Annotated in this window: 13 protein-coding genes; all 13 read left to right on the forward strand. The window is 43.5% G+C overall.

Features of this window, described 5'->3' with window-relative positions; genetic code table 11:
• Positions 1–56: 56 nt before the first annotated feature.
• The 13 genes from R2Q78_RS16605 (at position 57) to R2Q78_RS16665 (ending at position 26,884) form a co-directional block, all read left to right on the forward strand.
• Positions 57–2,861 (forward strand): NPCBM/NEW2 domain-containing protein, encoded by a 2,805-nt coding sequence (locus R2Q78_RS16605; RefSeq protein WP_316793662.1) that lies wholly within the window; start codon positions 57–59, stop codon positions 2,859–2,861.
• 38 nt (positions 2,862–2,899) lie between these two features.
• Positions 2,900–4,780: an alpha-galactosidase gene (locus R2Q78_RS16610; protein WP_316793663.1), complete on the forward strand. Its 1,881-nt coding sequence runs from the start codon at positions 2,900–2,902 to the stop codon at positions 4,778–4,780.
• A 17-nt stretch (positions 4,781–4,797) separates the two neighbouring features.
• Complete coding sequence (locus tag R2Q78_RS16615; protein ID WP_316793664.1) at positions 4,798–6,156, forward strand: alpha-L-fucosidase; 1,359 nt, start codon at positions 4,798–4,800, stop codon at positions 6,154–6,156.
• Positions 6,157–6,311: 155 nt separating this feature from the next.
• Positions 6,312–6,881, forward strand: coding sequence for an RNA polymerase sigma-70 factor (locus R2Q78_RS16620; RefSeq protein WP_316793665.1), 570 nt, complete (start codon positions 6,312–6,314; stop codon positions 6,879–6,881).
• 101 nt (positions 6,882–6,982) lie between these two features.
• Positions 6,983–8,116 carry a FecR family protein gene (locus R2Q78_RS16625; protein ID WP_316793666.1) on the forward strand — a complete coding sequence of 378 codons (1,134 nt, stop codon included), beginning with the start codon at positions 6,983–6,985 and terminating at the stop codon, positions 8,114–8,116.
• Positions 8,117–8,349: 233 nt separating this feature from the next.
• Complete coding sequence (locus tag R2Q78_RS16630; protein WP_316793667.1) at positions 8,350–11,685, forward strand: TonB-dependent receptor; 3,336 nt, start codon at positions 8,350–8,352, stop codon at positions 11,683–11,685.
• Positions 11,686–11,696: 11 nt separating this feature from the next.
• Complete coding sequence (locus R2Q78_RS16635; protein WP_316793668.1) at positions 11,697–13,520, forward strand: RagB/SusD family nutrient uptake outer membrane protein; 1,824 nt, start codon at positions 11,697–11,699, stop codon at positions 13,518–13,520.
• An 11-nt stretch (positions 13,521–13,531) separates the two neighbouring features.
• Entirely contained in the window at positions 13,532–14,419 is an 888-nt protein-coding gene (locus tag R2Q78_RS16640; RefSeq protein WP_316793669.1) for a discoidin domain-containing protein, read from the forward strand.
• Positions 14,420–14,483: 64 nt separating this feature from the next.
• Positions 14,484–16,799 carry a family 20 glycosylhydrolase gene (locus R2Q78_RS16645; RefSeq protein WP_316793670.1) on the forward strand — a complete coding sequence of 772 codons (2,316 nt, stop codon included), beginning with the start codon at positions 14,484–14,486 and terminating at the stop codon, positions 16,797–16,799.
• Positions 16,800–16,831: 32 nt separating this feature from the next.
• Positions 16,832–17,881: an adenylate/guanylate cyclase domain-containing protein gene (locus tag R2Q78_RS16650; protein ID WP_316793671.1), complete on the forward strand. Its 1,050-nt coding sequence runs from the start codon at positions 16,832–16,834 to the stop codon at positions 17,879–17,881.
• Positions 17,882–17,991: 110 nt separating this feature from the next.
• On the forward strand, positions 17,992–19,653 hold the full coding sequence (locus R2Q78_RS16655) for a glycoside hydrolase family protein (RefSeq protein ID WP_316793672.1): 1,662 nt from the start codon (positions 17,992–17,994) through the stop codon (positions 19,651–19,653).
• Positions 19,654–19,753: 100 nt separating this feature from the next.
• Positions 19,754–20,581, forward strand: coding sequence for a helix-turn-helix transcriptional regulator (locus R2Q78_RS16660; protein WP_316793673.1), 828 nt, complete (start codon positions 19,754–19,756; stop codon positions 20,579–20,581).
• Between the two features lie 114 nt (positions 20,582–20,695).
• Positions 20,696–26,884: a papain-like cysteine protease family protein gene (locus R2Q78_RS16665; RefSeq protein ID WP_316793674.1), complete on the forward strand. Its 6,189-nt coding sequence runs from the start codon at positions 20,696–20,698 to the stop codon at positions 26,882–26,884.
• Positions 26,885–26,927: the final 43 nt, after the last annotated feature.

The following is a 26,927-nucleotide window of genomic DNA, read 5'->3' on the forward strand; positions in this document are numbered from 1 at the left end:
GTTCGACAGAACACCCTTATTTTAACACACAGATACACACACAAATGAAATATATAATGAACAGAACAAAACATAAAATAATCCTGCTCATGCTGCTGGCAGGTTGTTTTGTCGACCTGAAAGCCCAGGAATTTCCGATTGCAAAGATGAATACCGCGATGCTTAAACAGCAGGTATTCTCGCCTTCGCTGAACTCCTCTATGTCAGGTAAGACCATGAAGATAGCAGGGAAAAAATACAACAGAGGCATCAGTACACACGCTCCTTTTGCAGGCTTTATTTACCTGGGCAAAAAAGGGTTGAAATTTGTGGCTGATGTTGGGGTAGATGATAAAGACAACAGAGATATTGCTGCCACTGATATGGAATCAATTGCAGCTACAGACGGCTCTAAGACTTTTTATCAGACAGATAAAAATGGCAATAGGAGAATGCTGGTGGGTATCGGTACTTCGCCCCAGAACATTGCACCGGGTAGCGTGGTTTTTACGCTTACAGGGGATGGAAAAAAAATATGGACCAGCGGAGTGATGAAACAGGGCGATGCAGCCAGGCATGTTGATGTTGACGTTTCCGGTATCGATATTTTAAACTTTACCGTAAGTGATGCGGGCGATGGTATCAGTGGTGATGTGGCCAATTGGGCAAACGCAAGTGTTTTTGTGAAAAGTGATTTTATGCCGCAGCTTGTTGACGAAAATTATAATAGCAAGAATAATAGTAATGTGATCAGTAAGCCTTTGGCTGCAGCTTTACTCAGGCTGCCGGTATATGTTTCTGAAATTTCTAAAACAGACTGGCTGATCAGCAAGCCTGTTGAAAAAGCAAAGATACAACGTCAGGGTAATGATGAGATCGTGCTCAGTAACGGATTGGTGAGCCGTACTTTTCATCTTGCCGCAAATCTGGCTACTACCAGTATCAAAAACCTGGTTACCGGTGAAGAATACCTCAGGGCAATAGAGCCGGAAGCGAACGTAACCATAGATAGTGTCACTTATCCAGTCGGCGGTCTGGGAGGGCAAATCAATAAAGCTTATTTACTGAGTCGATGGCTCAAAAACATGTACCCTTTGCCTAATGCTTTTACCCTTACTTCATTTGAGACTATGGAGTTAAAGCCTGAACTATCTTCACCATCAAAGCGGTGGAGGTCCGGCACACAATGGCAGGCTTCCGGTAAAGAACTGATCTTTCATTATAGTCATGAAAAATTAAAGGACGTCATGGTAAGTGTTCATTACCAATTATACGATGGGCTTCCTCTGATTTCCAAGTGGCTTGAAATCACCAATAAAGGAAAAGAGAAAGTCACTGTAAATCATTTTGAGAGTGAAATCATCTCTTTTATCGAACCTATAAATTCACCTGTCGGCAAAGACGAATGGATTAAGCCCAACTTTTATCTGGAAAACGAATATGCTTTTGGTGGCTTTACCTATGAAAGTTCTGAGCAGTCTATTTTCTGGCAAACAGATAAAACCTACACTTCGCAGGCCGATTATAGTTTGAGGACGCCCTGCGTAGTAAAAAGTATGCCTACAGCTGGTCCGCAGCAGGAACTTGGTCAAAACCAAACCCTAAACACCTTTCGCACCTATAATTTGTCGCTGGATGGCAAAGACAGAGAGCGTAACGGCCTTAGTCAGCGCAAAATGTATCGCACCCTGGCGCCCTGGTCTACGGAAAACCCTATCTTTTTGCACCTGACCTCAACAAATCCGGAGACCGTTAGAAAAGCCATAGACCAATGTAAGGAAACAGGATATGAAATGGTGATTCTTAGTTTTGGCAGCGGTTTAAATATGGAAAACACCTCGCCGGAGAATTTGAAAAAATTTAAGGAGCTCGCTGATTATGCCCACAGCCAGGGCATAGAAATTGGTGGCTATTCGCTTTTTTCGAGCCGGAGCATCAATCCTGAGAACGACGTGATCAATATTAAAACCGGTAAGCCAGGAGGTACAACCTTCGGTAATGCGCCTTGTTTAGGTAGTAACTGGGGGATAGAATACCTCAAGAAGTTGAATTATTTCTTTGAAGCTACAGGATTTGATATTTTGGAGCACGACGGCCCATATCCCGGAGATTTTTGTGCATCAAAAGACCATCCCGGACATAAAGGTTATGGAGATTCACAATGGAACCAATGGCAGCAGAGCATAGGTCTGTATAAGAAGTTCCGTGAAAAGGGGATTTACATGAACATCCCTGATTTTTATTTCCTTTCCGGCAGCAATAAAGTGTCGGTGGGTTACAGGGAAGTGAACTGGTCATTGCCGAGGGAGCAGCAATTGGTGTTGGGCAGACAGAATAATTTTGATGGTACCTGGGGCCGGACACCCAGTATGAACTGGACTTTTGTACCTCTGGTAGAGTATCAGGGTGGAGGAGCAGCAGCAACAATAGAACCATTGTCCGAACATCTGGATACTTACAGGGCACATATGGTACAAAACTATGGTTCGGGTATACAAGCTTGTTATCGCGGCAACAGGTTGTATGATACTGATACGACACGTGACATGGTCACTACAGAAATCAACCATTATAAAAAATACAGGGATATTTTAAACGCCGATGTGATACACCTTAAACGTCCTACGGGGAGGGACTGGGACGGACTACTGCATGTAGATCCCAAATTAAGGGAAAAAGGATACGCTTTGCTGTTTAACCCTTTAGATACCTCCATCACCACGAAAATAAAACTTCCGCTTTATTATGCCGGGATAAAAGATAAAGCTGCCATCAGTATAGAAGGCAGAGCCGCAAAACCTATTGCAGTGGACAAAAACGGAGATGCTTTTGTAGAAGTTACCATTCCAGCAAATGGCAATACCTGGTTATTAATTGAGTAAAAAGTATCCATACATTTGAATTTATAAGATCTAATAATATGCTAAAGAGAAAGAAAATTTTAATCCTCCTGTTGACGCTGGTTGTGATGCAGCCGTTTATAAGTTGCTCGCAAAACAAGGAAAGCGGATTTCTGAGCGTGCTGAAAAATGCACCTGCGAAAGTGATTCTGGCGGACGGTTCAGAAGCCTCCAAAACGGCTATTTCCATACAGCGTAAATGGAAGGGCGATTTATGTCAGTTGTCGGTGAAAAACACCTCTTCGTCTCCGGTAATGATCCGTGAAGTTATAGTATTTGATTTCCAGCACCAGTTGCCCGGTACAACTCCGATTTACGGTGAAAGTTTTCAGAAACTTGGCCAAATAGGAGGTACACTTGCGAAGCCTGAAGACTGGGGAACCTATTCAGACAGGAGCCACTATAAGATACCTGAGCCCGAAAGCATGCGTACCGCTTACGGCATGCTCACCCTCGAACTGCAAAATTCACAACGCGTATTGTTGGGGACTACCTCCTGTGAGAAATTTATCTCGAGGTTCTCTTTTGATGCCAAACGTTTGCGCATTTCTATGGATTGTGAAAACCTGAGTTTGCAGCCCGGCGAAAGCTGGAACCTGGAAGAGTTTATAGCAACCAGCGGAAATGACAGGGAAAAGCTATATGATCGTTTAACCAATGCAATCGCCAAACATCACCCCCGTCTGAAACATGATCCTGTACCAATGGGATGGTGCTCGTGGTATTGCTTTGGTCCACAGGTAACTGCGAAAAATGTGGCAGACAATACCAACTGGATTGCAGCTAACCTTCCTGAACTTAAGTACATCCAAATCGATGACGGATATCAGCCATGGATGGGCGACTGGCTGGAGAAAGGAAAGGCATTTGGTGGTGATGTAGGGCAAGTACTAAAAGACATCAAAGCCAAAGGTCTGGAGCCCGCCATTTGGGTTGCTCCATTTGTGGCGAGCCCACAATCAGAACTATTTAAAAACCACAAGGACTGGTTTGTGAAGGATGAAAAGGGCGCACCTTTGCGATCTGATAAAATTGGCTTTGGAGGCTGGCGTTTGGGGCCATGGTATGTGCTTGACGGAACACATCCTGAAGTACAGGCATACTATACAAATTTGTTTAAAACCATGCGTGAGCAGTGGGGAGTTACCTATTTTAAACTGGATGCCAATTACTGGGGAGCGATCCATGGTGGTGTACACTACGATAAAAAAGCAACCAGGATAGAAGCATACCGTCGTGGTATGCAAGCCATACTCAAAGGCTCAGGCGATGCATTTATCTTAGGTTGTAACCACCCGATCTGGGCCTCCCTGGGTTTAATTCATGGTTCCAGAAGTTCTATGGATACCTGGAGAAAATGGGACTCATTCAGAGATATCGGCCGTGAAAATCTATTGCGGGGATGGCAGAACGGAAGACTGTGGTGGAACGATCCGGACTGTATCTTGTTGACAGATGCCGGTGCGGATGAAGTGATGGATCAGGGTGGTAATGCCGTTTCAGCTCAAAACAAATCAAGGTTGACTGAAAATGAATTCCTGTATCATGCTGCAACAGTGTATGCTTCAGGAGGGATGTTGTTGAGTGGTGACGACTTGACAAAGATAAAACCTGCACGATTAGACATATTGAAGAAACTGATACCTCCAACAGGAGTAGCTGCAAGATTTGAAAATGAGAAATTTGAAGTCGGGTTCATTGCACTCAAAGATCACAATGAATATGTCGTTTTCAATGCTGAGAATGCACCTGTGAAACGCAGAATAGCATTGAGTAAAGGTCGCCACCAGCTGAAAGACAAATGGACAGGCAAGGTATTGGGTGTTTTTGAAAAAGAATACGTTATGGATTTACCTGCGCACAGTGCCTTGATTGTTGAAGACAGGTTAATTAAAAACTGATGATAATTCCAGATTTTATGTTAGTTAAACAACTTTTTAGAAAAACAGGAAGCACATTATTTCTTACAGTGCTGCTATCGGTAATGTTTAGTGATGATTTACTGGCACAGGAGGTTAGGCCAAATAAGCAACAACTTGAATGGGCGGATGCCGAGATAGGGGCTATATTTCATCTGGATGTGATCAATTACGTTCCCGAATACAACTGGCGCAAGTGGGGGACTCACCCCCCTGCGTCTGTTTTTAACCCATCAAAATTGAATACCGACCAATGGGTGCTTGCTGCAAAAGCGTCGGGCGCTACATATGCTGTTTTGGTGGCCAAACACTGTTCCGGATTTAGCTTATGGCCTACAAAAGCCCATGATTACAGCGTGAAAAGCTCACCCTGGAAAAATGGAAACGGGGATGTCGTGAAAGATTTTATTGCATCCTGTAAGAAATACGGTGTTAAGCCGGGTATCTATGCCAGTGCTGCCGCCAATGGCTACTACTATGTGGACAATCCGGGAAAGGTTGTTGCCAGCTCGCCTTACACTCAGGCCGCATATAATAAGATGGTGGAAACTCAGTTGACGGAATTGTGGACCAACTACGGAAAGTTGTTTGAGATCTGGTTTGACGGAGGGGTGATGCCCCGTTCGCAGGGCGGACCTGATATTGTGCCGCTGCTGAAAAAACTACAGTCCGACGCGATCGTTTTCCAGGGGCCAGTACAGGCCAATAACCTGATTCGCTGGATAGGTAACGAAGAAGGAGTTGCGCCTTATCCCAACTGGAGCCGGGCCGATAGTACTACATCGGCAACGGGTACCATAAAAGTGGACGATATGAGTGGTAATCCAAACGGGCCAATCTGGTGTCCGGGAGAGGCTGACTTCCCGCTGCGCAGAGGGTGGCAGGGTGGCTGGTTCTGGAAGGAAGGACAAAAGATGCGATCTCTGGAAGATTTGCTTAGAAATTATGACATGACAGTTGGGCGCAATTCAAATATGCTGATAGGTATTGTTGTAGATACCAGCGGACTGGTTCCGCAGGAAGACTTCGCACGCCTCAAAGAATTTGGTGAGGCCGTAAAATCCCGCTATTCAAAACCGCTGGCGAAAGTAAGTTCCAAACAAGAGCTGCAATCACTCTCGCTTGGTAAAGAGATGACGATTAAAACGATTATTATTGAAGAAGACATCAGTAATGGGGAGCACATCAGGGAATACATTCTGGAAGCAAAGGTAAATAACCAATGGGTAAAGATTGCGGAGGGCTCGTCTGTTGGCCACAAAAGAATACAGTCGTTTGATCCAATATCAGTTAAAGATACACGCCTGAGGATAACTAAAGCATCAGGAAAGGTTTCTTTCACCTATAGCCTTTTATAGATGTAGACAAGTTGATCTTTTGATAGGTTGGATATTGGTTTTTTTAATAATCTTATTTCCGGCAAAGTTTTGTTGAAGGCAGAACTTTGCCCCCTTCATATGTTTAAGGCAGCCAGTTGAATTAATTTATATATATTCGTTTCTTTGTAACATTCATGTCGAATCATCAGGGAAAATCAGATATAGAACTGTTTAATTTAATTCAATTGAGCGAGCATACCGCCTTCGCACAATTGTATCATCGTCATGTTAATGCCCTGTTTAAGTATGCCAACAATATTTTAAATGACCGGGATGCTGCCAATGATATTTTACAGGAAGTTTTTATATGGTTTTGGAATAATCGGTCTCAAATTAAACCTACTTCAATAAAAAGCTACCTTTTTGTAGGGGTCAAGTTTAAAATTGCAAATTATATCCGTGACGGTAAATTAAGGGATTCTACATTCACCAGGATCAGGGAGGTTCAGGACAAAGATCTCTTTTATGACGAGGATGAGCTGGAGGTTAAAGAACTCAGGGAGTTAATTTATAGGTTTATTGAAACGCTTCCAGAGAAGTGCAGGTATATTTTTCACCTCAGCAGGATGGAAGAACTTAGTCATAAAGAAATTGCAGCAAGATTAAATATCTCCGAAAAGACTGTAGAGAACCAAATCAGCATAGCATTAAAAAAGTTACGCCTTAAGATGGCCGGCAATTCTTTGCTGAGCATTTTATTGTAGCCAATTCATCCGGAATCGCATTTTTATAAAATATTTAATCTTTCTTTGGGGGCAACAGCTATTTATAGGTTTCTATACATAACGACCATTATAAAATCGATATGAAAGAAAGTGAATTCTTAATGCTTGCAGACAAGGTCTCAGCAGGAAGTGCTTCTAAGTCAGAGATTTCTCTTTATAACGCTTACCTCAATTTCCTCGGCAAGAATACTTCGGCTGATGAGAGCGGATTAAGTAGTGAAGAGGTATCGGTGTTATGGGATAAGATCAATATGTCGATAGATCGGGTTCCAGAGGTTAAGTCGTCCAGGCTTTTCTATAAAGTGGCAATCGCTGCTTCATTATTGCTTATTTCCGGATTTGGCATTTATTTCTTCAACAGCTACAAACAGACTCAGGTTAAAGTACAAATGGAACTTGCTTCCGACATTCAGCCTGGGAGCAATAAAGCCATACTCACGCTTGCAAACGGTCGGAAGATGGTAGTAGATCAAAACTCAAGGGGTAAAATCACTTCGGAAAAAGGTGTAACAATAGGCCTCCTGAAAGATGGAGAGGTAGTTTACGAGGCGACAAACACAGAAAACGAAGCTTTTTCAGCATACAATAAAATGGAAACCAATACCGGTGGTCAATCTCGGTTGATACTGCCGGATGGGACTAAGGTTTGGTTAAATTCCTCTTCTTCCCTGCGTTATCCAGTGCTGTTCAATTCCGGCGAAAGAAGGGTAGAATTGACCGGTGAAGCTTATTTTGAAGTTGCGAAAGACAAGTCGAAGGTATTTAAAGTCATTACCAATATGCAGGAGGTTCAGGTATTGGGCACAAAGTTTAACGTCAATGCTTATCCTGAAGAACAAAATACCAAAACTACTTTATTGGAAGGCAGTGTCAATGTAGGCTTAATAAATAAGGCACCTGCCTGCCTGCTGAAGCCAGGCCAGCAGGCCATACAGATTGGACAACAATTTAAGGTCAGCACTGTAGATACAGAGGAATTTATCTCCTGGAAGGATGGGTACTTCCTGTTTAACAATGAACCGATTAGTACTGCCATGCGGAAGCTTGCCAGATGGTATGATGTAGAAGTGGTTTATGAAGGCGACTTTGCAGATATTAATTTTGGTGGAACTGTATTTAAATCCAATACACTAAAGAAAACACTGAAACTATTAGAATCAACAAACAGGCTAAAATTTAAGGTAGAAGGAAGGAGGATCAGAGTTATGAAGTAGCCTTACTTATATTTTTAGTCCATTAATCCGGAAGTGTTTGCCCACTCCCGGATAAAGTATGGATCACAAACCACCTAAATCAACAATTAACCATTTACGAAACGATACAGAAGTCGATTTATTGGCACGCTAGTGCTATGGGTTTCTGTTTAAATCCAATAACCAAATGTATGAAAATTTATGATCCCAATTCATATGATAATTACCGTCTGAAACACAAAATTCTATTGACTATGAAACTAACTGTAGTTTTAATTATCTCATGTTTTTTGCAGGTAAGTGCAGCTACTTATGCCCAGAAGAAAATAACTATTTCTGCTCAGAATGCGCCTTTGGAATCCGTGCTTAAGGATATCAGGAAGCAGAGTCAGACGAGTATTTTCTTTATTCAGCGTGACCTCAGAAATGCGCTGCCCGTAACACTGAACCTCAAAGATGTTTCACTTGAAGAGGCGTTGGAGAAATGCTTTCGCAACCAGCCCCTCACTTATGTGATCGATGCTAATTCTGTAGTGATTAAAGAAAAAATTGCTGCTGCTGCTAAAGCTAATAAGGTTTCATTTACTGTTTCCGGGCGTGTCAAGGACAATTCAAATCTCCCGCTTCCGGGTGTTTCCGTTAGGGTAAAGAACACGGATAATGTAAAATCCACTGACAATCAGGGGAAATATTCCATCCAGGTAGAACTAAAGGACAGTCTGGAGTTTTCTTACATCGGGTATGCAAAACAAACTGTAGGAGTTAAAGGATTGGAAAACATCGATGTGACCATGATCCCTGTAGAGGGTAGTCTGGAAGAGGTTGCTGTAGTAGGTTTCGGAAAGCAAAAAAAGATCAGCATCGTGGGTGCGATACAAAGCATAAAGCCTGATGAACTGAGAATTCCAACCAGTAACATCTCCAATGCCTTTGCAGGAAAGCTTGCAGGGGTGATTGCAGTTCAGCGTTCAGGCCAGCCGGGAGCAGATGGTTCCTCATTTTTCATCCGTGGTATCTCTACATTCAACGGCGCTACCAATCCGCTGATCATTCTTGACGGAGTCGCTGTGTCTTCAGGCGATTTGAACGCACTCGCACCAGAGGTGATTGAGAGTTTCTCTATACTTAAAGACGCTACTGCGACCGCTATTTACGGCAGCAGGGGAGCCAATGGGGTAATGATCGTGACCACCAAAAGCGGGAAAGACATGGACAAGCCGAAGATCAATGTGAGAATTGAAAATTCGACATCTTCACCGACCAAGGTTCCTGAGTTTGTTTCGGGCAGCACTTATATGGAGCTTTTTAATGAGACCATTCTTGGCAGAGGCTCAAGTGAGGTACCTTATACCGCAGACAAAATTGATGGTACAAGAAACGGACTTGATAAATACGTTTATCCAAATATCAACTGGTATGAGGAAATGTTTAAGAAGTCGGCTCTTAACCAGACCGTAAACCTGAACGTATTGGGAGGTGGTAAAAAAGTCGATTACTTCTTAAGCGCAACGCTTAGCAATAACTCAGGACTGATCAAAAACTTTGATGTCAATACTTTTAGCAACAATATCTCTGTGAAAAGGTATTCCTTCCAGAATAACCTGAATGCAAACCTGGGTTCAGAAACCAGGGTTTCTCTGAAACTGAACACACAGCTGCGCGATTACCACGGACCGGCAAAGAATGCTGAGAATATTTTTGCCGATATTATGGATGCCAGTCCGGTAGATTTCCCTTTGATGTTTCCAAACAATGCATCCGAACGAAGAGATGTGCTTTTTGGGGGCAGATCTGGAGGAAACGTAAATGCGGGTTACCTCAATCCTTTTGCTGAAATGGTGAGGGGATATACGGATAACTTTCAAACAACCGTAATTGCAACATTCGATGCCGAACAGAAGTTGAACTTCATTACTGAAGGCTTGTCTTTAAAAGGTTTGGCCTCATTTAAGAACTTTAGCGCCACCAATACCATCAGAAGCGGAGGATACAATAACTATGAGGTGAAGAACCTGGTCAAAAATCCTGACGGCACTTATAAATACGACCTTGGGATGATTGGAACGCCACAGTCAGCCGCGCTTGGAACAACAAATTCTACCAGTGGCGACAGGATGCTTTATTTCCAGACATCTTTGGAGTACAACAAAACACTGGCAGAGAAGCATAATTTTTCAGGATTGTTATTGTACAATCAGGAAGAATACAACGTAAATAATCCTTCAGATTTAATTACTTCACTACCGAGAAGAAGACAGGGACTTGCCGGAAGGATGACCTATGGATATGACAACAGGTACCTTGCTGAGTTTAACTTCGGGTACAATGGCTCTGAGAATTTTGCTAAAGGAAAACGCTTCGGGTTTTTCCCTTCTGTAGCCGTAGGTTATGTTTTGAGCAGCGAGCCCTTCTTTAAATCACTTGCTGAAACCATTAGTTTGCTTAAATTCCGCGCCTCATGGGGTAAAGTTGGAAACGACCAGATCGCCGGTGCAAGGTTCCTTTACATGTCGGATCTAAACCTGACAGGACAGGGATACACTACCGGTTTGGACATGAATTATACCAAAAGCGGGCCTACGTTTTTGCGTTTCACCAATAATGACATTTCATGGGAAGTTGGGGAGAAAATCAACGTCGGTATGGACGTGAACCTGATGAATAAGCTCAATATCGTGGTAGATATTTACAGAGAAAACAGATCTGGTATCTTCCTTCAGCGTGCGGGTATACCAGGCTTTTTCGGAACTGACGGTACGAATGTATACAGTAATATAGGAAAGGTGCGCAACCAGGGCTTAGATCTGGCATTGGATTATAACCATGATTTCGGGAGCGGATTTTTCATGACCCTGAAGGGTACCTTTACTTATGCAAGAAATAAGGTCATCAATAACGATGAGCCTTTATTCACCAAATACAAGAACCTGTCTGCTGTGGGATATCCGATCGGTACACCACTCGGGTATGTTGCAGACCGACTGTTTATTGATGAAGCCGATATCAAAGCCCATTCGTTGCAACAGATCGGTGGTGTCATTATGCCGGGCGATATCAAGTATGTTGATATCACCAATTCTATAGACAAATTGAACATCATCAACAGTTCAGACATGATGAGAATGGGACATCCGGGAACGCCTGAGATTATCTACGGACTTGGTCCTTCATTTAAGCTGAAGAAGTTTGATTTTTCTTTCTTTTTCCAGGGCGTGGCCAATACTTCATTCTTTATCAATGGGTTTCACCCGTTTGGACCAAGGACTCAAAGAAATGTGCTGACATTCGTGGCCGAGCAGCGATGGAGGGCAGACAGTCCAAATCCATACGCGACTTATCCGAGGTTAACAAAGCTTGATTTGCCGAACAATACCGAGAACTCTTCTTATTGGTTAAGGGATGCTTCATTCCTAAAGCTACGTAATGTGGAGATGGGATATACCTATAAATCTGCCAGACTTTACCTGAGCGGATACAATGTAATGACCTTCTCGAAATTTAAGTACTGGGATCCTGAACAAGGTGGAGGTAACGGATTGGGTTACCCAAGTCAGAGAATATTCAATATTGGTTTGCAAATGGGTTTTTAATAAAGAAGAAAATGAAATTCAAAAATATAATAGTATTAGCGGTATTTATGCTGCTAATTGGTGCCAATACCGGTTGTAAAAAATATCTGGATGTGGTACCCGATGAGCGGCCGACAGAGAAAGACATTTTTAGGGATGTACTGGCTGCTGAAGGCGTGTTGTATTCATGTTATGCCGCGATTCCAAGTCCGAGAAATACTTCAGGCGGAATTGATTTGCTGACCTCCGATGAAATCGCTACACCTTTCGAGCATGAGGCAGCATCACAGTTTCCAAGAGGAAACTACAGTGCTTCATCCCCGGTAATTTCTTACTGGAATAGTCTCTATAAAGGAATCAGGCAATGTTACATCCTGATCAATGGAGTAGATGGCACGCCAGGACTGGACGAAGAAACAAAAACAAGATACAAAGCGGAGGCTAAGTTTCTGATTGGTTATTATCATTCATTGCTCATGAAGTTATATGGTCCCATCATCATACAGAACTCGATTTCAGATGTAAATATGCCGGCAAAGGATTTTCCGGTAAGGAGTTCATATGATGAATGTATAAATTTTGTAGTTGGCATTCTTGATGAAGCTGCGGTAAATTTACCTCCTGCACCTCTTGCTACTACGGAGGTAGGCAGGGCAACATCAGTGATTGCGAAAGCCGTAAAATCGCGTTTACTGCTGTACGCAGCTTCGCCACTTTTCAATGGTGGTGGCGGTATGGCTTCCAGTTTTTATGCTGATTTTAAGAATCTGGATGGTAAATCGCTGATCAGCACCACCTACAACAAAGAAAAATGGAAAAGAGCTGCCGATGCGACTAAAGAAGCTATTGCTGCTGCTGAAGCAAATGGTTTTGTACTCTATAAAAACAGTACTTATACCGCTTCGACATTGCCTTTGAATCCGGTCGAAAAAGACCTGCGTTTTACCTTCGTGGATAAGAATACCAATGAGGTAATCTGGGCTAGTACTGTGCCCGAAGGAACCTATAGCATTCAATATTTGTCGGGACCTTTTGTGTCCAATGCAGCTGGCGGTGCGGCAGCGCCATCATTGGCTATAGTGGAGCAGTTCTATACTAAAAACGGACTGCCTATAGACAAGGATCCCGCTTACAACTATGCCGGAAGATATGGAACTTCGACAGGGCCGGACGGAGTGACGATGAACCTGAATTTAGGCCGGGAGCCGAGATTCAACGCCTGGATTGCTTATCACAACAGCAAGTACGAAATCATCAGAGGTACCGCTAAAGAAGTGGTTGTCAAGTTCAGAAAGAACGATGCAAACGGTATTCAGACCAGATCGACAGACTATTCCACCACCGGATATCTAAATAAAAAAGGTGTTCACCCGCTGATCACCCAAACTACACTTGGTGTAAACCAGCAGTATCCTTTTCCATTCATACGTCTGGCAGAATTGTACCTGAATTATGCTGAGGCACTGATTGAATACGGAGAGGACCTTAATCTGGCCAAGACCTATTTAGATAAAGTAAGAGAGCGTGCCGGAATTCCAACCGTAGATGCTTCCTGGGCACCCATCGGCGGAGCCAATACCCAAGAGATCTTAAGATCTGTCGTTCGTCAGGAAAGAACGATTGAGCTGTATTTTGAGGGGCATCGTTTCTGGGATTTAAGAAGGTGGATGACCGCAGAGCCGTTTGGCGTAAAAGTTAAAGGAATGAATGTTCAGGGAATTACCGACGCAGATTTTTTCAAGGTTACCGAGTTGGTTTTCCCAAGATCATTCCGTGTTCCGGCAAACTACCTGATGCCGATCCCCCAAACTGAGATTAACAAAAATGAAGCGTTGGTGCAAAACCCAGGTTATTAATTTCGATCAACATGAACAAAATATATTTATATGCCACACTTCTGGCATGTGCTGTAATGACATCATGCAGCAAAGATGAAAATACACTTAAAAACCCTACATCAATCGCTAATGTAAACGCTGAGCCGAGAGTAGGTGGGGTGGTTTTAAAGTGGACGTTGCCAAAAGACAGTAACTTCCTTTATCTGGAGGTACGTTATCAGAAAAAAGGTCAGACCATCAAAAGACTGGTCAGCAAAAATATAGACTCAGTAGTGATCACCGGATTGCTGAACAAACTGGATTATACTTTTGAAATCCAGCCATTCAACCAAAACAAAAAGGAGGTGAAAGGTGGAGAGATCATTACAACTGGTAAAATAACGCCCGTAAAAAGGCCGATTGCTACCACCTACCTTGCAGATCAGCTGACCCAGATTACCGGAATTACGGCTGATATGCTGGAGACATTTACACAGCAAAGCGATGAAGGTCCCAAAAAAGACCTCATTGATGGCAACATCAATACCTACTGGCACTCGGCCTGGTCGGGAAATATCCAGCCGCTTCCGCATTGGGTAAGGATTAACTTTCCCTCAGAAACTACTATCGGAAGTTTCAAATATTATGTGAGGCAAAGTACCCATGTAACGGCAAGGCCAAACCAGTTTGCCATTGAAACCAGTGCCGACGGTGTTACCTGGAAAAGAGAATGGACTTCTACGGCCAATTTGCCTGTCGACCCTATGAATACTGAAAAGCAGCAAAGTTTCGGTAAAAACCTGACCTCAAAGTTTTTTCGCCTGATGTTACTTGCTAATCAGGGCAACCTGAGCTATACCCACCTGTCTGAACTGACCCTGTTTAAAATGGCTGAGCAGCAGACAGACCTGGAGAAGGTTGCTGAAGACAATTATTAATTATTTGCTCTGGTATCGGCGAAGGTAGTTTACTATCTTCGCCTTTTACCCCAAAAGAATCAAAATGAGAATTAACATAACTACGCTCACTTTCCTTTCGCTTTGTTTATACGTTACAGCTTCATTCGGGCAAAACAAGGATAGCCTTGAAATTGCCGGTGTGATCAGCCGTGTTTCATTTTCTAACCAGATCAAAAAGAACGAGAATACCTTTTCAGTACCTGCCGCTCCCGAAGGATATAAGGTTATTTTAAAAGGGACAGACCGGTTAAATGTCATCAATGCAGCCGGAAAAGTCTTTACTCCTTTGCAAGCCGTAAAGGTGCAGCTGTATTGCCAGCTGTTGAGGCTTAAGGATCAGCAGCTTTTCGATATGCCGGCCACTTCAGTGGAAGTAGAGGGCACTTATAAAGAAGATTCTGGCAATCCAAAGCCCTTTGTTATTCCGGCACTACGCGAGTGGCATGGAGGTACCGGCAATTTTACATTTACAAAAGGCAGCAGGATTGTATTGTCGTCAGCAGATAGTCGTCTTACAGAAGTAGCTGCTTTACTTAAAAAGGACCTGCTGATCATGGCAGGACTCGATCTAAAAATTGTAAAAGGACAACCAAAAGCCGGAGATATTTACCTGCAGTTTGAGGCAGAAGATAAAGGCCTCGGAGAAGAAGGATATCTACTGGATATTAAAGACCATATCAACCTGAATGCTTTCCACAAAAGAGGAATGATCTGGGGTACACGTACCATTATGCAATTGCTGGAGCAGGATCCTAAAAACCGCACTTTGCCTGCTGGTATTACGCGCGATTATCCCAAATATGAAATAAGGGGACTGGTACTGGATGTTGGCAGGAAATTCTTTACCATGGACTTTTTAAGGAACTATGTGAAGATGATGTCGTATTACAAGATGAGCGAGTTTCACATTCACCTGAATGACAATGGCTTCAATATCTATTTCGATAAAGACTGGAACAAGACACAGTCGGCATTCAGACTGGAAAGTACCACCTATCCCAATCTCACTGCAAAGGACGGACATTATACCAAAAAAGAATTCATGGACCTTCAGGACCTTGCCGTTGAATATGGTGTAAACATCATCCCTGAGATTGATGTTCCGGCGCATTCACTGGCTTTTACCAAGATGATGCCGGAAATCGGCAGCAAGAAGTATGGCATGGATCACCTGGACCTGGACAATCCAAAAACATACGAGGTGATCAGCAATGTATTCAAAGAATACCTGGAAGGATCAAACCCAGTATTCAAAGGCAAAGTGGTACATATAGGTACCGACGAATACGATAAAAAAGAATCAGAAAAGTTCAGGTATTTCACCGACTATTTCATCAAATATGTACAGGGATTTGGAAAAGAAGCCAGGGTATGGGGCGCTTTGACACACGCCAAAGGCACAACTCCCGTAACAGTTGAAAATGTAACCATGAATGCATGGTACAATGGATATGCCGAACCTCTGGAAATGAAAAAGCTGGGATACAAGCTGATTAGTACCCCAGATGGAACCTTGTATATTGTTCCGGCTGCGGGATATTATTACGACTACCTGAACCTAAGGAGCCTCTACAGAAGGTGGGAGCCAGTAAATATCGGACGTGTTACTTTTCAGCCAGGAGATCCCGTTGTAAGGGGCGGTATGTTTGCCGTTTGGAATGATAAATCACCTGCGGGCAATGGCATTACTGAGCATGACGTGCACGACAGGGTATTCCCTGCCATGCAGGTACTTTCGCAAAAAATGTGGGCAGGAATAGATACGATCCCTTTCAGCCAGTTCCAGGCCAAAAGCAAAGAAATTAAAGAAGGGCCAGGATTAAATATTGCAGGTTTTTTGAAAGGAGCGGATTCGCTGGTATTGGTGTCAGGAAAGGGAATTTCTTTGAAGAACTCAAAAAGTTTTGTTAAAATGCCTTTGAAGGAAATCGGCTACAACTATACAGTTTCATTCGAAGTTAAACCAGCTGCAGGGTCGATGGGTGAAAAGATTTTATTCAGTAGTCCGAATGGCGTATTCAAGTCTGCAGATAGGGACAATAAACTTGGCTTTTCAAGAGAAGGACTCGATTATCAGTTTGACTACCAGTTGCCGGAAAATGTATGGACAACAATTACCCTAACAGGTACCAATAAGGCGACTACTTTATATGTCAACGGTGTGCTGAAAGAAAAAAAGGCAGGAAAAGAAATTCAGTATCCTGACGGGAAGACTAAGATGTTTAAAGTAGACACATTTGTATTTCCGTTGCAGACACTGGGCGATAAGAACACTTCTTTCCAGGGCAATATCCGTAACTTAAAAATATACAACAAAGTATTGTCAGATGAGGAGATAAAATCACGCGCAAATAAATAGCAGTAAACCTCGTTTTTCGTTAGATTAGTATTATGAACACGAGAACGAGGTATAAATTTAAACAGCTGTTTATCCTGATTTTAGCCTGGCTTATTGTGGGATTTCTGATCGCGGTATATGATTACCTTGTGCTGCACAGTCATGTTTTACCAGTTGCCATTCCTGTGTATTCATTTCTGTTTTCAGTCGTGGTCAATATGGGTTCAGGATTAATAGGGGGACTAGTAGGCGGCAGTCTGCTTGTGTTTTACATCAATGTAAAGTATCAGGACAAATCTTACGGGTATACTGTTGCGGCCGTAACCGGCTTCTTCATCATGATCATCCTGCTGATTAATGTAGTTTTAAGAAGCATTGGCTATGCTGACACCACGCGTCTTTTTAAAAGTGGTTTGGTATGGGCCGTGGTAGTCGCTACCACACAGCTGCTCCTGCAGATCAACAGTAAGTTTGGACCGGGGGTGTTCTGGAACATCGCCCGCGGAAAATACAATACTCCAAAAGAAGAGTCACGCATTTTCATGTTTTTCGACCTGAACTCATCTACTACCATTGCGGAAAAACTGGGAGATAAGAAGTACCACTCGTTGCTGAAAGATATTTTTACCGACGTAACCAATCCTATACTTGACAATAAAGGAGAGATTTACCAATATGTAGGCGACGAGGTGGTAATCGCCTGGAAATACAAGGAAGGCATTGAAAATAACCGTTGCATCCGCTGTTTCTTTGACATCAAAAACTACCTTGAAGAAAATAAGGACAGATACCAGCAGCGATATGGACTATTGCCGACTTTCAAAGCCGGTATTCATTGTGGAAAGGTCGTAGCGGGCGAGGTCGGCATCATTAAAAGAGACATTACCTATTCGGGCGATGTGCTGAATACTACCTCGAGGATACAAGGTTTGTGCAGGCAGTTTGATGCCGAAGTGATCGTTTCATCCGATCTTGCAGCAGAACTTCAGCTGAGCGGTTTTGTCACTAAGCTATTGGGCGCCATCAAATTGAGGGGTAAAGAGAAAGAAATGCAGCTGATCTCGCTCAAGCCTGCGGGTAGCGGGTTGTCCTCACTGGGATAAATTGGAACATAAGTGATTAGATGTTAATAATGCTTAATAATTAGATAAGAAATCAAGTTTTCCTGGTTAGAAATGCGTTTTATTTGTTGTCTTAATTTAGATGACCTAAAATGAAACGATACTTAGTTTTTAACCTGACTGTTTGTATTTTATTTTTCAGTTTCAACAACCTGATTGCTCAAATCACAGAGCGGCCGCGACCTGCGGAGTGGAAACAACTGGTGGAAGGCGCACGTTTCAAAGATCGGCTTTTGGCTATGCCAAAGGGCAAGTTGAGTGCCGATACCTGGGGCGGAAAAAATGTATTGCCACGTTATGTAGACAATGGTATCGAAGACAGGACCAGGTCGTACTGGGGAGGAAATATTATCCATGGTCAGGATAATTTGTATCATCTTTATGTATGCGGATGGTTGGAAAGCTCGGCTAAGGGACATGCGGAATGGCCCAGATCTATTGTTTACCACACCGTGAGCAACAATTCTATCGGCCCATTTGTGATAAAAGATACGATTGGACACGGACATAACCCCGAAGCTTTCCGCCTTAAAGACGGCAGATATGTAATTTATATCATCAATGGATACTACATTTCAAATGATTTGAATGGGCCATGGGAACTAAAGAAGTTCACTTTTGATAAAAGAGACCGCCCGATTATCGAAGGCCTGTCCAATTTGACATTTGCGAAAAGGGAAGATGGTTCTTATCTAATGATTTGCAGAGGAGGAGGCGTTTGGATCAGTAAAACAGGCTTATCTCCCTATAATCAACTGACCGACAGAAGGGTTTATCCCGATGTAAAAGGAGAGTTTGAAGACCCTGTGGTCTGGCGTGACCACATTCAATATCACCTGATCGTTAACGATTGGCTTGGCAGGATTGCCTTTTATCAGCGATCTAAAGATGGAGTCAATTGGGTTACAGATCCCGGAGAAGCTTATACACCCGGAGTGGCATTCCATGAAAACGGGCAAGTAGAAGACTGGCACAAGTTTGAACGCATTAAGATATTCCAGGATTCCTACGGGAGAGCAATTCAGGCTAACTTTGCGGTGATAGATATTGCCAAAGATGAAGATAAAGCAAGTGACAGTCATAGTTCCAAAAACATCAGTGTACCTCTGAATCCGGGACTGTTGTTAACCATGCTAAATAAAGAGATGCCAAATGCTGCTACTAAAGCAATTAAAGTTAAAATCGCGGCAGAAAAAGGATTTAATCCCCATACGGATATAGATGTTAAATCTCTGCGTTTTGGCGCTTCCTCTGAAGTCAACTTTGGCAGGGGCAGTAAGGTAATCCGCGTCGAAAAATCAAATAAGGATTTGATAGTCAGCTTTGATGCTAAAGGGAGCGGGATTACTAAGGAAGAGTTTGCACCTAAACTGATCGGTAAATTTTCGTCAGGGAAGCTGCTTTATGGATACACCCGTGTGCCATGGCTGAGCTATAGTGAAGCTATTCTTTCTGCCAGGAAACCAGTATTTAATATTGAAAATGATAAGATCAGCCTAAAGGGAGAAGTAGAGAATTTTGGTCAGGTAATTTCTAAAAAAAGCACGCTGGAGATCACTTGTCTTATCGGCAACGAGAAGAAGACCTTAGGCCTTGCCGAGGTTCCTGTAATTCAGCCCTATGAGAAAGCAGAAGTTACTTTGCGTGCCGACAATCATTTCGAAAAGGGTAAAGAATATGCATTCTCCCTGACTATAAGCACAGGAAAGGAGAAGGTTTCTCTGTTTGAGTTTAAAGCGATCCCTGTTAAATAGCTGACCTTACTCCTGGCAGTCAGTGGTCAGGTATAATAAAAACATCTTGCCGGCGTTGATTAATAAGATCCTAAAAGTTTCATAATTAACGCCTTAAGTGATGACGCATTTTCATTTTGAACCTTTTCCAGCCTTACTTGAATATATTGACAGCATATACATCATTGATATAGATTTCTCTGTTGAACTGACGTTATCGCCTATTTACACCTTCGTGCCTACGCACACTAGATTCCTGTGCTTTTATCTGCACGACCAGGTCAAGGTAAAAAAAGAAGAAGGTTTTGTAGCCAAGGCAGAATCAGTGATCATAGGGCCACAACTCAATCCGGTAACCCTGGATCTTGGCAAAAGACACCATACCATCATCGTCTCGCTAAAACCATGCGGTATGTACCGCTTACTGGGGATATCTATGGACGAGATCGTGGATAAGGACTTTGATGCCCGTTTGGTCATGGGTAAAGAAATCGACGAACTGATAGACCGTCTGAAAGAAGCCAAGACCAACTATCAGAAAAACCAGATCGTACAAGGATACCTTCTCTTAAAGCTTCCGCGTTTAAAACCGGCGCTGCCTTTTGACAGGGCTATGCTCCATCTGGTGCATGCAAATGGAAACTTAACTGTGGATCAGGTTGCATCTCAATCCTGCGTGAGCACCAGGCAATTTGAACGGGTATGTCTTGAGCGTATCGGATTGTCACCAAAATTATATGCACGTATGGTACGCTTCTCTTACGCTTACAAGCTCAAGGAAATTTATCCGCAGATGCCCTGGTCACAGATCTCTTATATGTGTGGGTATTTTGACCAGACCCATTTTATCCGCGACTTTAAGCAGTTTGCGAAATTTACCCCTGGCCATCTGAGCGAGGAAGACATTACCTCTTCAGTGCGTTTTCAGGCGCTGCAACTTAGTAGTTAGCCATCAGCCCATTCCCGCTGATGCCCAATTGAATAGATGTCGCATTTATACTATGCATGAGTTCCGGCTGCGCCTAATTTAGGCAGTAATCATCTCATTTGTAAAGTCATCCCTATGCTAACTCTGAAAAAAACAATCAGTTACGGAGGAGATATCTCTCTGTCTCCCGTAAAAGAAATCGAACTTAAGTTTAAATCCCCAATCTTTAGCTACCAGAAATCCCCGGACAAAAATCATGGTAAACCTGTACGAACGGTACTGTCCATAGTCCCGCAACTCCTGGGCCATGCGCTGGAAGCGAATAACTATCAGGCAGAACTTCCACTCTCCAATCTCATCGGAAAGGATGTTGATCAGATCGGTAATTTTTTAACCTACTCACTGGAAGCCTACAAAAAGGGTTATCTCAATGAGGTATCGTTTGGTATAGACGTAGACTTTATGCTGAATCCCCTTGTCATAGGGGATACCAGGCTCGAGGCTGTCTACCTGATCAAATATATTGAACGTTTTTATAAGCAATACTTTAACGGTTCGCAGTCGGAAACCATTGCTGTAAATTACCTGGATAAAAACCTGTTTCTCATCAACAGAAAAGTATACAACGAGGTCTTACCTGATTTTTATAACATAGACGGATCGGGGGAAGAATACAAACTGCTGTATGCCCTGCAAAAATTAGTGGAAGTCGCCGACCTTGATCCTCAAAAGCCCATTGATTCCAGCATTCTTACCAATGAAGTGCTCACGATGCTGTTCAAGGAACTGAATACAAAGGCCACACATGAAACTGAAGAATTTCTAAAGCGGCACCTGGAAAGATTGTTCGATTTCGATATGCATGTTCCCGAGATCAAAGCGATTGACATCAAAGGAGTTTTTGCGGTAAATGCTCCGGATGAGGTAACAATAACTAAAGATCACCTCGTATTCTACGACTTATCGGTAGAATATTCACGAAAAAATTCAGCACAGACGAGTGATTTTAACACGCTTCATTTCGACTGGAATCAGAATCCCAATGTACTACTGGATAACAAGGTCGATTTTTCATTCACAGCCTTGAGCCCAATCATTGTAAATGGAATAGATAGCCCTGTGCGGATTACCGTAAAAGGCCTAAATGGCGTGGTACTTTGGTCAAATGATTTTGATGCCGCAGATCCCGTGCTGCAGGGTCTTTACATTGAAGTGCCGTTGCAGGTGCCCAATACCTTAAGTGTAACAGAAGAAACGGAAGTTAAAAACGACAACAGAAAACTCCGGGGACAAGTTTTAGAACTGTCCAAAAAATGCCCGCTAAAAGATCTGACGGTTATTGTACAGGCAAAGAAAGAGAATGATACCGTGTGGAGGATAGTAGGCGCGGCAAAGACAGATAACTCAGGCAGCTTTTCCATGCCTTATCCTTTTGGGATCTATACAGAGGCCGAGGCCATCGTTTCCATGGCGCCAAACAGTGCAGTAGCCATAGCTATAGTGGCCGACCACACCAATAACCGGACCATCTCAGATGACTTTCTGTACTTGCTGGTAGAAGGTGAGCACTGCGGAGAAGAGGGACACGAGGACGATTGCGATTGTCATTCACCTAAGAAAGCATCCCGTCTGCCAGATCAGGAAGACCTCATCAACTCTGATGAATATACCCAGGATATCGGTGGCTCCTGCATCAACCTGTCTACGCCAAACCGGACTTTAAGCGAATATTCCTACAAGGCCCTTGTCCGGGTTTCAGATCCCGATGTCGCCAATTACACATTGCGTAAACTGAACAACCAGTCATCTCAGCAAGTGGGCAATGAATCCATAGCCATGCATGCCTTTGAAATATCAGGAGGTGCAGAAAAAATAAAGAGAAGTCCCGTTGACCTGAGTAATCCGGTTAAATGGCAAGACGCTCCCGACGACCGGCAGAGCCTGTCGTTTTACCAATCAGTTACCGTAGCCACAGGCCATATCCTGCATTACAAATCTGTTTTCAAAGCAGATGGCTATTCTCTCGGCGATCTGCTCTATTCCCTTCCCCTGGCCCCGGGTCAGAAAAAACAAATTGTCGTATTTGATTCCTCTCATTCTTTGCAGGCGGCAGAATCGCAAAGCCTTTCACAGGGCGAGCGCCTGGCAGCAGAAATACTAAATGAGCGGGAGATATTGAATCAATTGGGTGGCAATATCGGCGAGGCCTTATCTGGAGAAAGCACAGCCAGTACAGCGGGAATAAATGCCAGTCTGGGTGTTGCAGCCATTGCAGGCCCTGTGGGCGGGGTCTTAGGTGTATCCGGTGGATATTCTACATCAAGTTCATCAGCCTCTCAAAACAGTTCAAGGGATGTTTCCCAGTTTTTCGGAGAAAAGCTTCGGCAGGCGATCACTCAAAATGCCGACAGCTACCGCCAGCAAAACGCATCTGTGGTGACCTCGATAGGCGAAGGTCAGCGGTATGCCGCCACTACCGAGGTTGTTGCCAATCACAACCATTGTCATGCGCTAACCATGCTTTACTTCGAAGTGCTGCGGCATTTCGCCATTTATCAGGAACTGGCGGCTGTAGAGGAATGTGTGTTCGTGCCGCTCTTGATGACAGATTTCTCCAAAGAGAACGTTTATAAGTGGCAGGATGTGCTCGCCAGGCATCTGCTGCCGATATCTGCGAATACTTACCTGAGGGCCAATACCTTCATGGTTGCAAGCCGGCAACATCCGTTATTGAAGGCTTTTGATGCCAACGAGCGGATCAAAACCAATTATGCGCATGTCGACTTTCCCAACGGCAGGTATGATGAAGAAAAGATTAATTTCATCAAAGGTGAGATGTACATCAGGACTAATTTGCCAAGGCCAAAAACCAGGTACGACAGGATAAAGTCGCTTCCAGTGGTTACAAAAACGGTGACACACGAGGAGTTTGACCTGCAAACAGCCAATAAATCTGTAGTGCTGGCCGCTGCCACTGGAGGGATGTCCTTATTGTTCGGAAGCCCGAGCGCCACTAAAACCGTAAGTGAGCAGGTCATTGTCATAGGTGCAATCTTCGATTCATTCATGACCCTGGATGCAAACTATCAGTCCGTACCCCCGGCGAATTGTATCAGGGTTAAAAATTTTCAGCCTACATCCTTTACCCTCAACTTACCTGGCATTCCAGCAATCACCATACCCATCTCAGGAGCAGACTTTTTCGAGAACGATATTGTCGACAAACAGCGCTGGGAAACCTATGCATTGATACTTGGCTATGTAAACGTTTTTGATATGCTCAATCATTATTTTGCAGGACGTCTGATCGCAGAATGGGATGACATTTTCAACCACGACATTGCGCCGGTTATATTTGAAAAAATAGTTGACAGCATCAGCGTTCAAGGTATTCAATCTGATTTTACCAGTTCATCTAAATATTATGGCGCTGAACAGCTGATCCGGCTCAACCTGAGTGGTACAACATCTAACCGCAGGATGGATTTTCCCGCCACACTTGAGCTCAAATCAAACAGCGATACCATCAAACTGCTGAAACAATCTGTTACCTTAAATATAGAAAACACCAGAATACTGTATTCTACTTCCCATTACAACGGAACATTGTACAGCGGAAACCCAGGCGATGACCTGTTGGATGGCACTACACTTTATATTCCTATCACGCCCGATGAACAACGAAATCCAAGAAAAGAAGATGTTTATCTGGTCAATAAACTGATAGAACACCTGAACAGTAACCTGGAGTATTACAACAAAGTCCTTTGGTATAAACTAGACCCCGACCGGAGGTTTATGCTGCTCGATGGCTTCAATATCCAGGTTTACAATGACTTTGGAGTACCTACGGAGTCCAGGAGTCTGGCTTCGGTAGTCAAAAATGAATTGATCACTGTAGTTGGAAACTCACTGGTATTTCCTGTTGCGGCGGGATACAAGGTAAACCAATCCTACATCCAGGAAACTACAGAAAAAGGGGAGGTGGTGCGCGTCTCGTTATTCGAACATTATAAACCGCTTACCCCAGTGCCGCCTTACCGGGTCAGTATTCCTTCAAAAGGTGTATTCCTGGAAGCCGTACAGGGCTCCTGCGATGCCTGTGAGAAAGTAAAAGAAAATACCTCCCAGGACTGGACCAAGTTTACCACCGATGAGCCTACTCCGATCAACCCGCTTACCCCGCCGATACCGGTGGTGACCGACTGGAAGGCCAATTACAAGGATTTCGCTACTCCGATCATCAACATTCAGAATGCACCGGCAGCTCCTGCTCCAGGTGCCGGCCTTGAGGGGCTTTCCGAACTGCTTGGAAAAGCCGGGATCTTTAAAGACATCACTGGTTTGGATGCCAATCAGCAAAATGCCCTCAAAACTTACCTATCCAATCAGGAGAATGCGAAAGCCTTTGCCGAAATGGCAAAGGGGCTGTCTACCCAGGGACACAATACTGCGAATACAGATAAGATCATGGATAGCATACAAACTGCAAAAGACAGCGGAGCCATCAATGATGAAGAGTATGGAAAATTAGTGAAGGAACACCTTCAGCAGCAAATAGATGGTGGAGAAAGTAAAAAAGCAGAACAGGAAAAAGAGAAGGCTTCGAAACCGACACTTACCGATGCTGCGGTTAAGGCTGCAGACCAGGGTAAAAATGTGAAAGCACAAAAAACTGATGCCGATGGAACTGTTGAATCTGTGGATATTAAAGGAAACGGAAGCGAGACCGTATTGGCGAAAGTAAGCGGAACAGTGCCGAAACTGAAGCAGGAAAAAGCAATGGCTTGCTGGGCCACTGTCGCGACCATGATGGTAAACTGGAAACGCGGACAAGACAAGATCCTTACCGTTGAGGAAGTGCTTACAGAAGCCGGAAATGACTACCTTGAAAAATACAATAACGATGAAGGACTGAAATCAAGCGAAAAGGACGGTTTCATCACTGCGCTTGATATGGTCGGTGAAGCTCCTGCGAGTTATTCCCTGCAGCAGTATGTAGATTGGATCAATACCTATGGGCCACTTTGGATCACTACTGATTCATCCGATGAAGACGCAGATTTTTCTCCGCATGCCCGCATCCTCACCAGGATCACCGGTACCGGGACTGCCGATGGTAGCGGTACCAGTTTCATCTTCAATGACCCTGCTACCGGTACAGAAATGACAGAGTCCTTTGTCGACTTCATTAAGGCCTTCGAGCAGATGGCTTCAGATAATTCAGATGAGCTGTACATACAGGTGGTCCATTTTACAGATAAGAAGACAGGGGGCAGTGCCGAAGGAGGAGGTTCAGCTGTGATACGCGATCAGTTCCTCACCGATGTGGTAAATGATCCGGCCAACCAGTTTAGAAACTCAGAAGACATCAACGCCTTTTTTGAAAGCAAGACAGGATTCGATTTTGTAGTCTTCTTCAATAAATTTATCGGGAATAAGGGTAGCTGGGGTGGAATAAACATTGCCACAGAAGAGCTTTTTGCCATACGGTTCATCAACATATGGGATAATGTGGTGTCTACATTAGGTTTGCAGAGCATCAACCTGATCCAGTTTTTATGTCTGCAAAGTGCAATAAATAATGAGACAGGGGGCAAATTGGACATTCCTTCAGAAGGAGTGGGGATTAAAGATTTCCGCGGTCTAAAATATACGTACAGCGATATCCCAAAGGGGTATATACCCAATTATCCAAGTAAAGTATCTTACAATCAATCATCTAACAAACTGGCGTTTAATCTGTTTAAAGACGCTGCTTTTCTCGGTGCCCATGGAAGCCTGAGCGGAGCAGACACATTTAAGAATACTACAGATGCTAGGTGGAAAGGAAAAGTGTACCCGCTGACAGAAACAGATCCTAATAAATTGCCATTTGTTGCACAAGCTGATTTCCACAAGTACAGAGGACGCGGGTATATCCAGCTTACCTGGAGAGGCAATTATCTTCCTGTCATTGATTTTATTTTGAAATACACAGGAACAAATCCGGTCATGTTACAGCATCAGACTGCTTGGTTAGCCCAATCTTCAAAACCAATTGCCCAAATGTCGACCAATGAGTATAAAGACTTTAAGGACAAAATTGCAACCATTACTTCCAATCACGACTGGGATGAATTGTTTCAGAATACCGATTCAATCGTTGCGTTGAAAGTACTTGACTTGCACGGTTCGGGCAATGTTTTAAAGAATATAAAAACAGATACCGCACAGCGTTGCAAAAACTCTATACTGGCGTATGGTACTTCGCTAAATGGAGCGGGATATAATGTTAAGTTGTACAACAGAGTGATGCAGATGTTGAATAAACTTGGGAACTAGTCCATGCACAAATGCTGATCAGCCTCTTATAACCTCTCTCCGT

The organism is Pedobacter frigoris, assembly GCF_032678645.1.
GTDB lineage: Bacteria > Bacteroidota > Bacteroidia > Sphingobacteriales > Sphingobacteriaceae > Pedobacter > Pedobacter frigoris_A.

Excerpts from the sequence above, each read along its gene's own strand:
- R2Q78_RS16655 (WP_316793672.1), top strand. The coding sequence starts at position 17,992 with ATGAAACGATACTTAGTTTTTAACCTGACTGTTTGTATTTTATTTTTC.
- R2Q78_RS16665 (WP_316793674.1), top strand. The coding sequence starts at position 20,696 with ATGCTAACTCTGAAAAAAACAATCAGTTACGGAGGAGATATCTCTCTG.
- R2Q78_RS16635 (WP_316793668.1), top strand. The coding sequence starts at position 11,697 with ATGAAATTCAAAAATATAATAGTATTAGCGGTATTTATGCTGCTAATT.
- R2Q78_RS16645 (WP_316793670.1), top strand. The coding sequence starts at position 14,484 with ATGAGAATTAACATAACTACGCTCACTTTCCTTTCGCTTTGTTTATAC.
- R2Q78_RS16625 (WP_316793666.1), top strand. The coding sequence starts at position 6,983 with ATGAAAGAAAGTGAATTCTTAATGCTTGCAGACAAGGTCTCAGCAGGA.
- R2Q78_RS16605 (WP_316793662.1), top strand. The coding sequence starts at position 57 with ATGAACAGAACAAAACATAAAATAATCCTGCTCATGCTGCTGGCAGGT.
- R2Q78_RS16660 (WP_316793673.1), top strand. The coding sequence starts at position 19,754 with ATGACGCATTTTCATTTTGAACCTTTTCCAGCCTTACTTGAATATATT.
- R2Q78_RS16615 (WP_316793664.1), top strand. The coding sequence starts at position 4,798 with ATGTTAGTTAAACAACTTTTTAGAAAAACAGGAAGCACATTATTTCTT.
- R2Q78_RS16610 (WP_316793663.1), top strand. The coding sequence starts at position 2,900 with ATGCTAAAGAGAAAGAAAATTTTAATCCTCCTGTTGACGCTGGTTGTG.
- R2Q78_RS16650 (WP_316793671.1), top strand. The coding sequence starts at position 16,832 with ATGAACACGAGAACGAGGTATAAATTTAAACAGCTGTTTATCCTGATT.
- R2Q78_RS16630 (WP_316793667.1), top strand. The coding sequence starts at position 8,350 with ATGAAACTAACTGTAGTTTTAATTATCTCATGTTTTTTGCAGGTAAGT.
- R2Q78_RS16620 (WP_316793665.1), top strand. The coding sequence starts at position 6,312 with ATGTCGAATCATCAGGGAAAATCAGATATAGAACTGTTTAATTTAATT.
- R2Q78_RS16640 (WP_316793669.1), top strand. The coding sequence starts at position 13,532 with ATGAACAAAATATATTTATATGCCACACTTCTGGCATGTGCTGTAATG.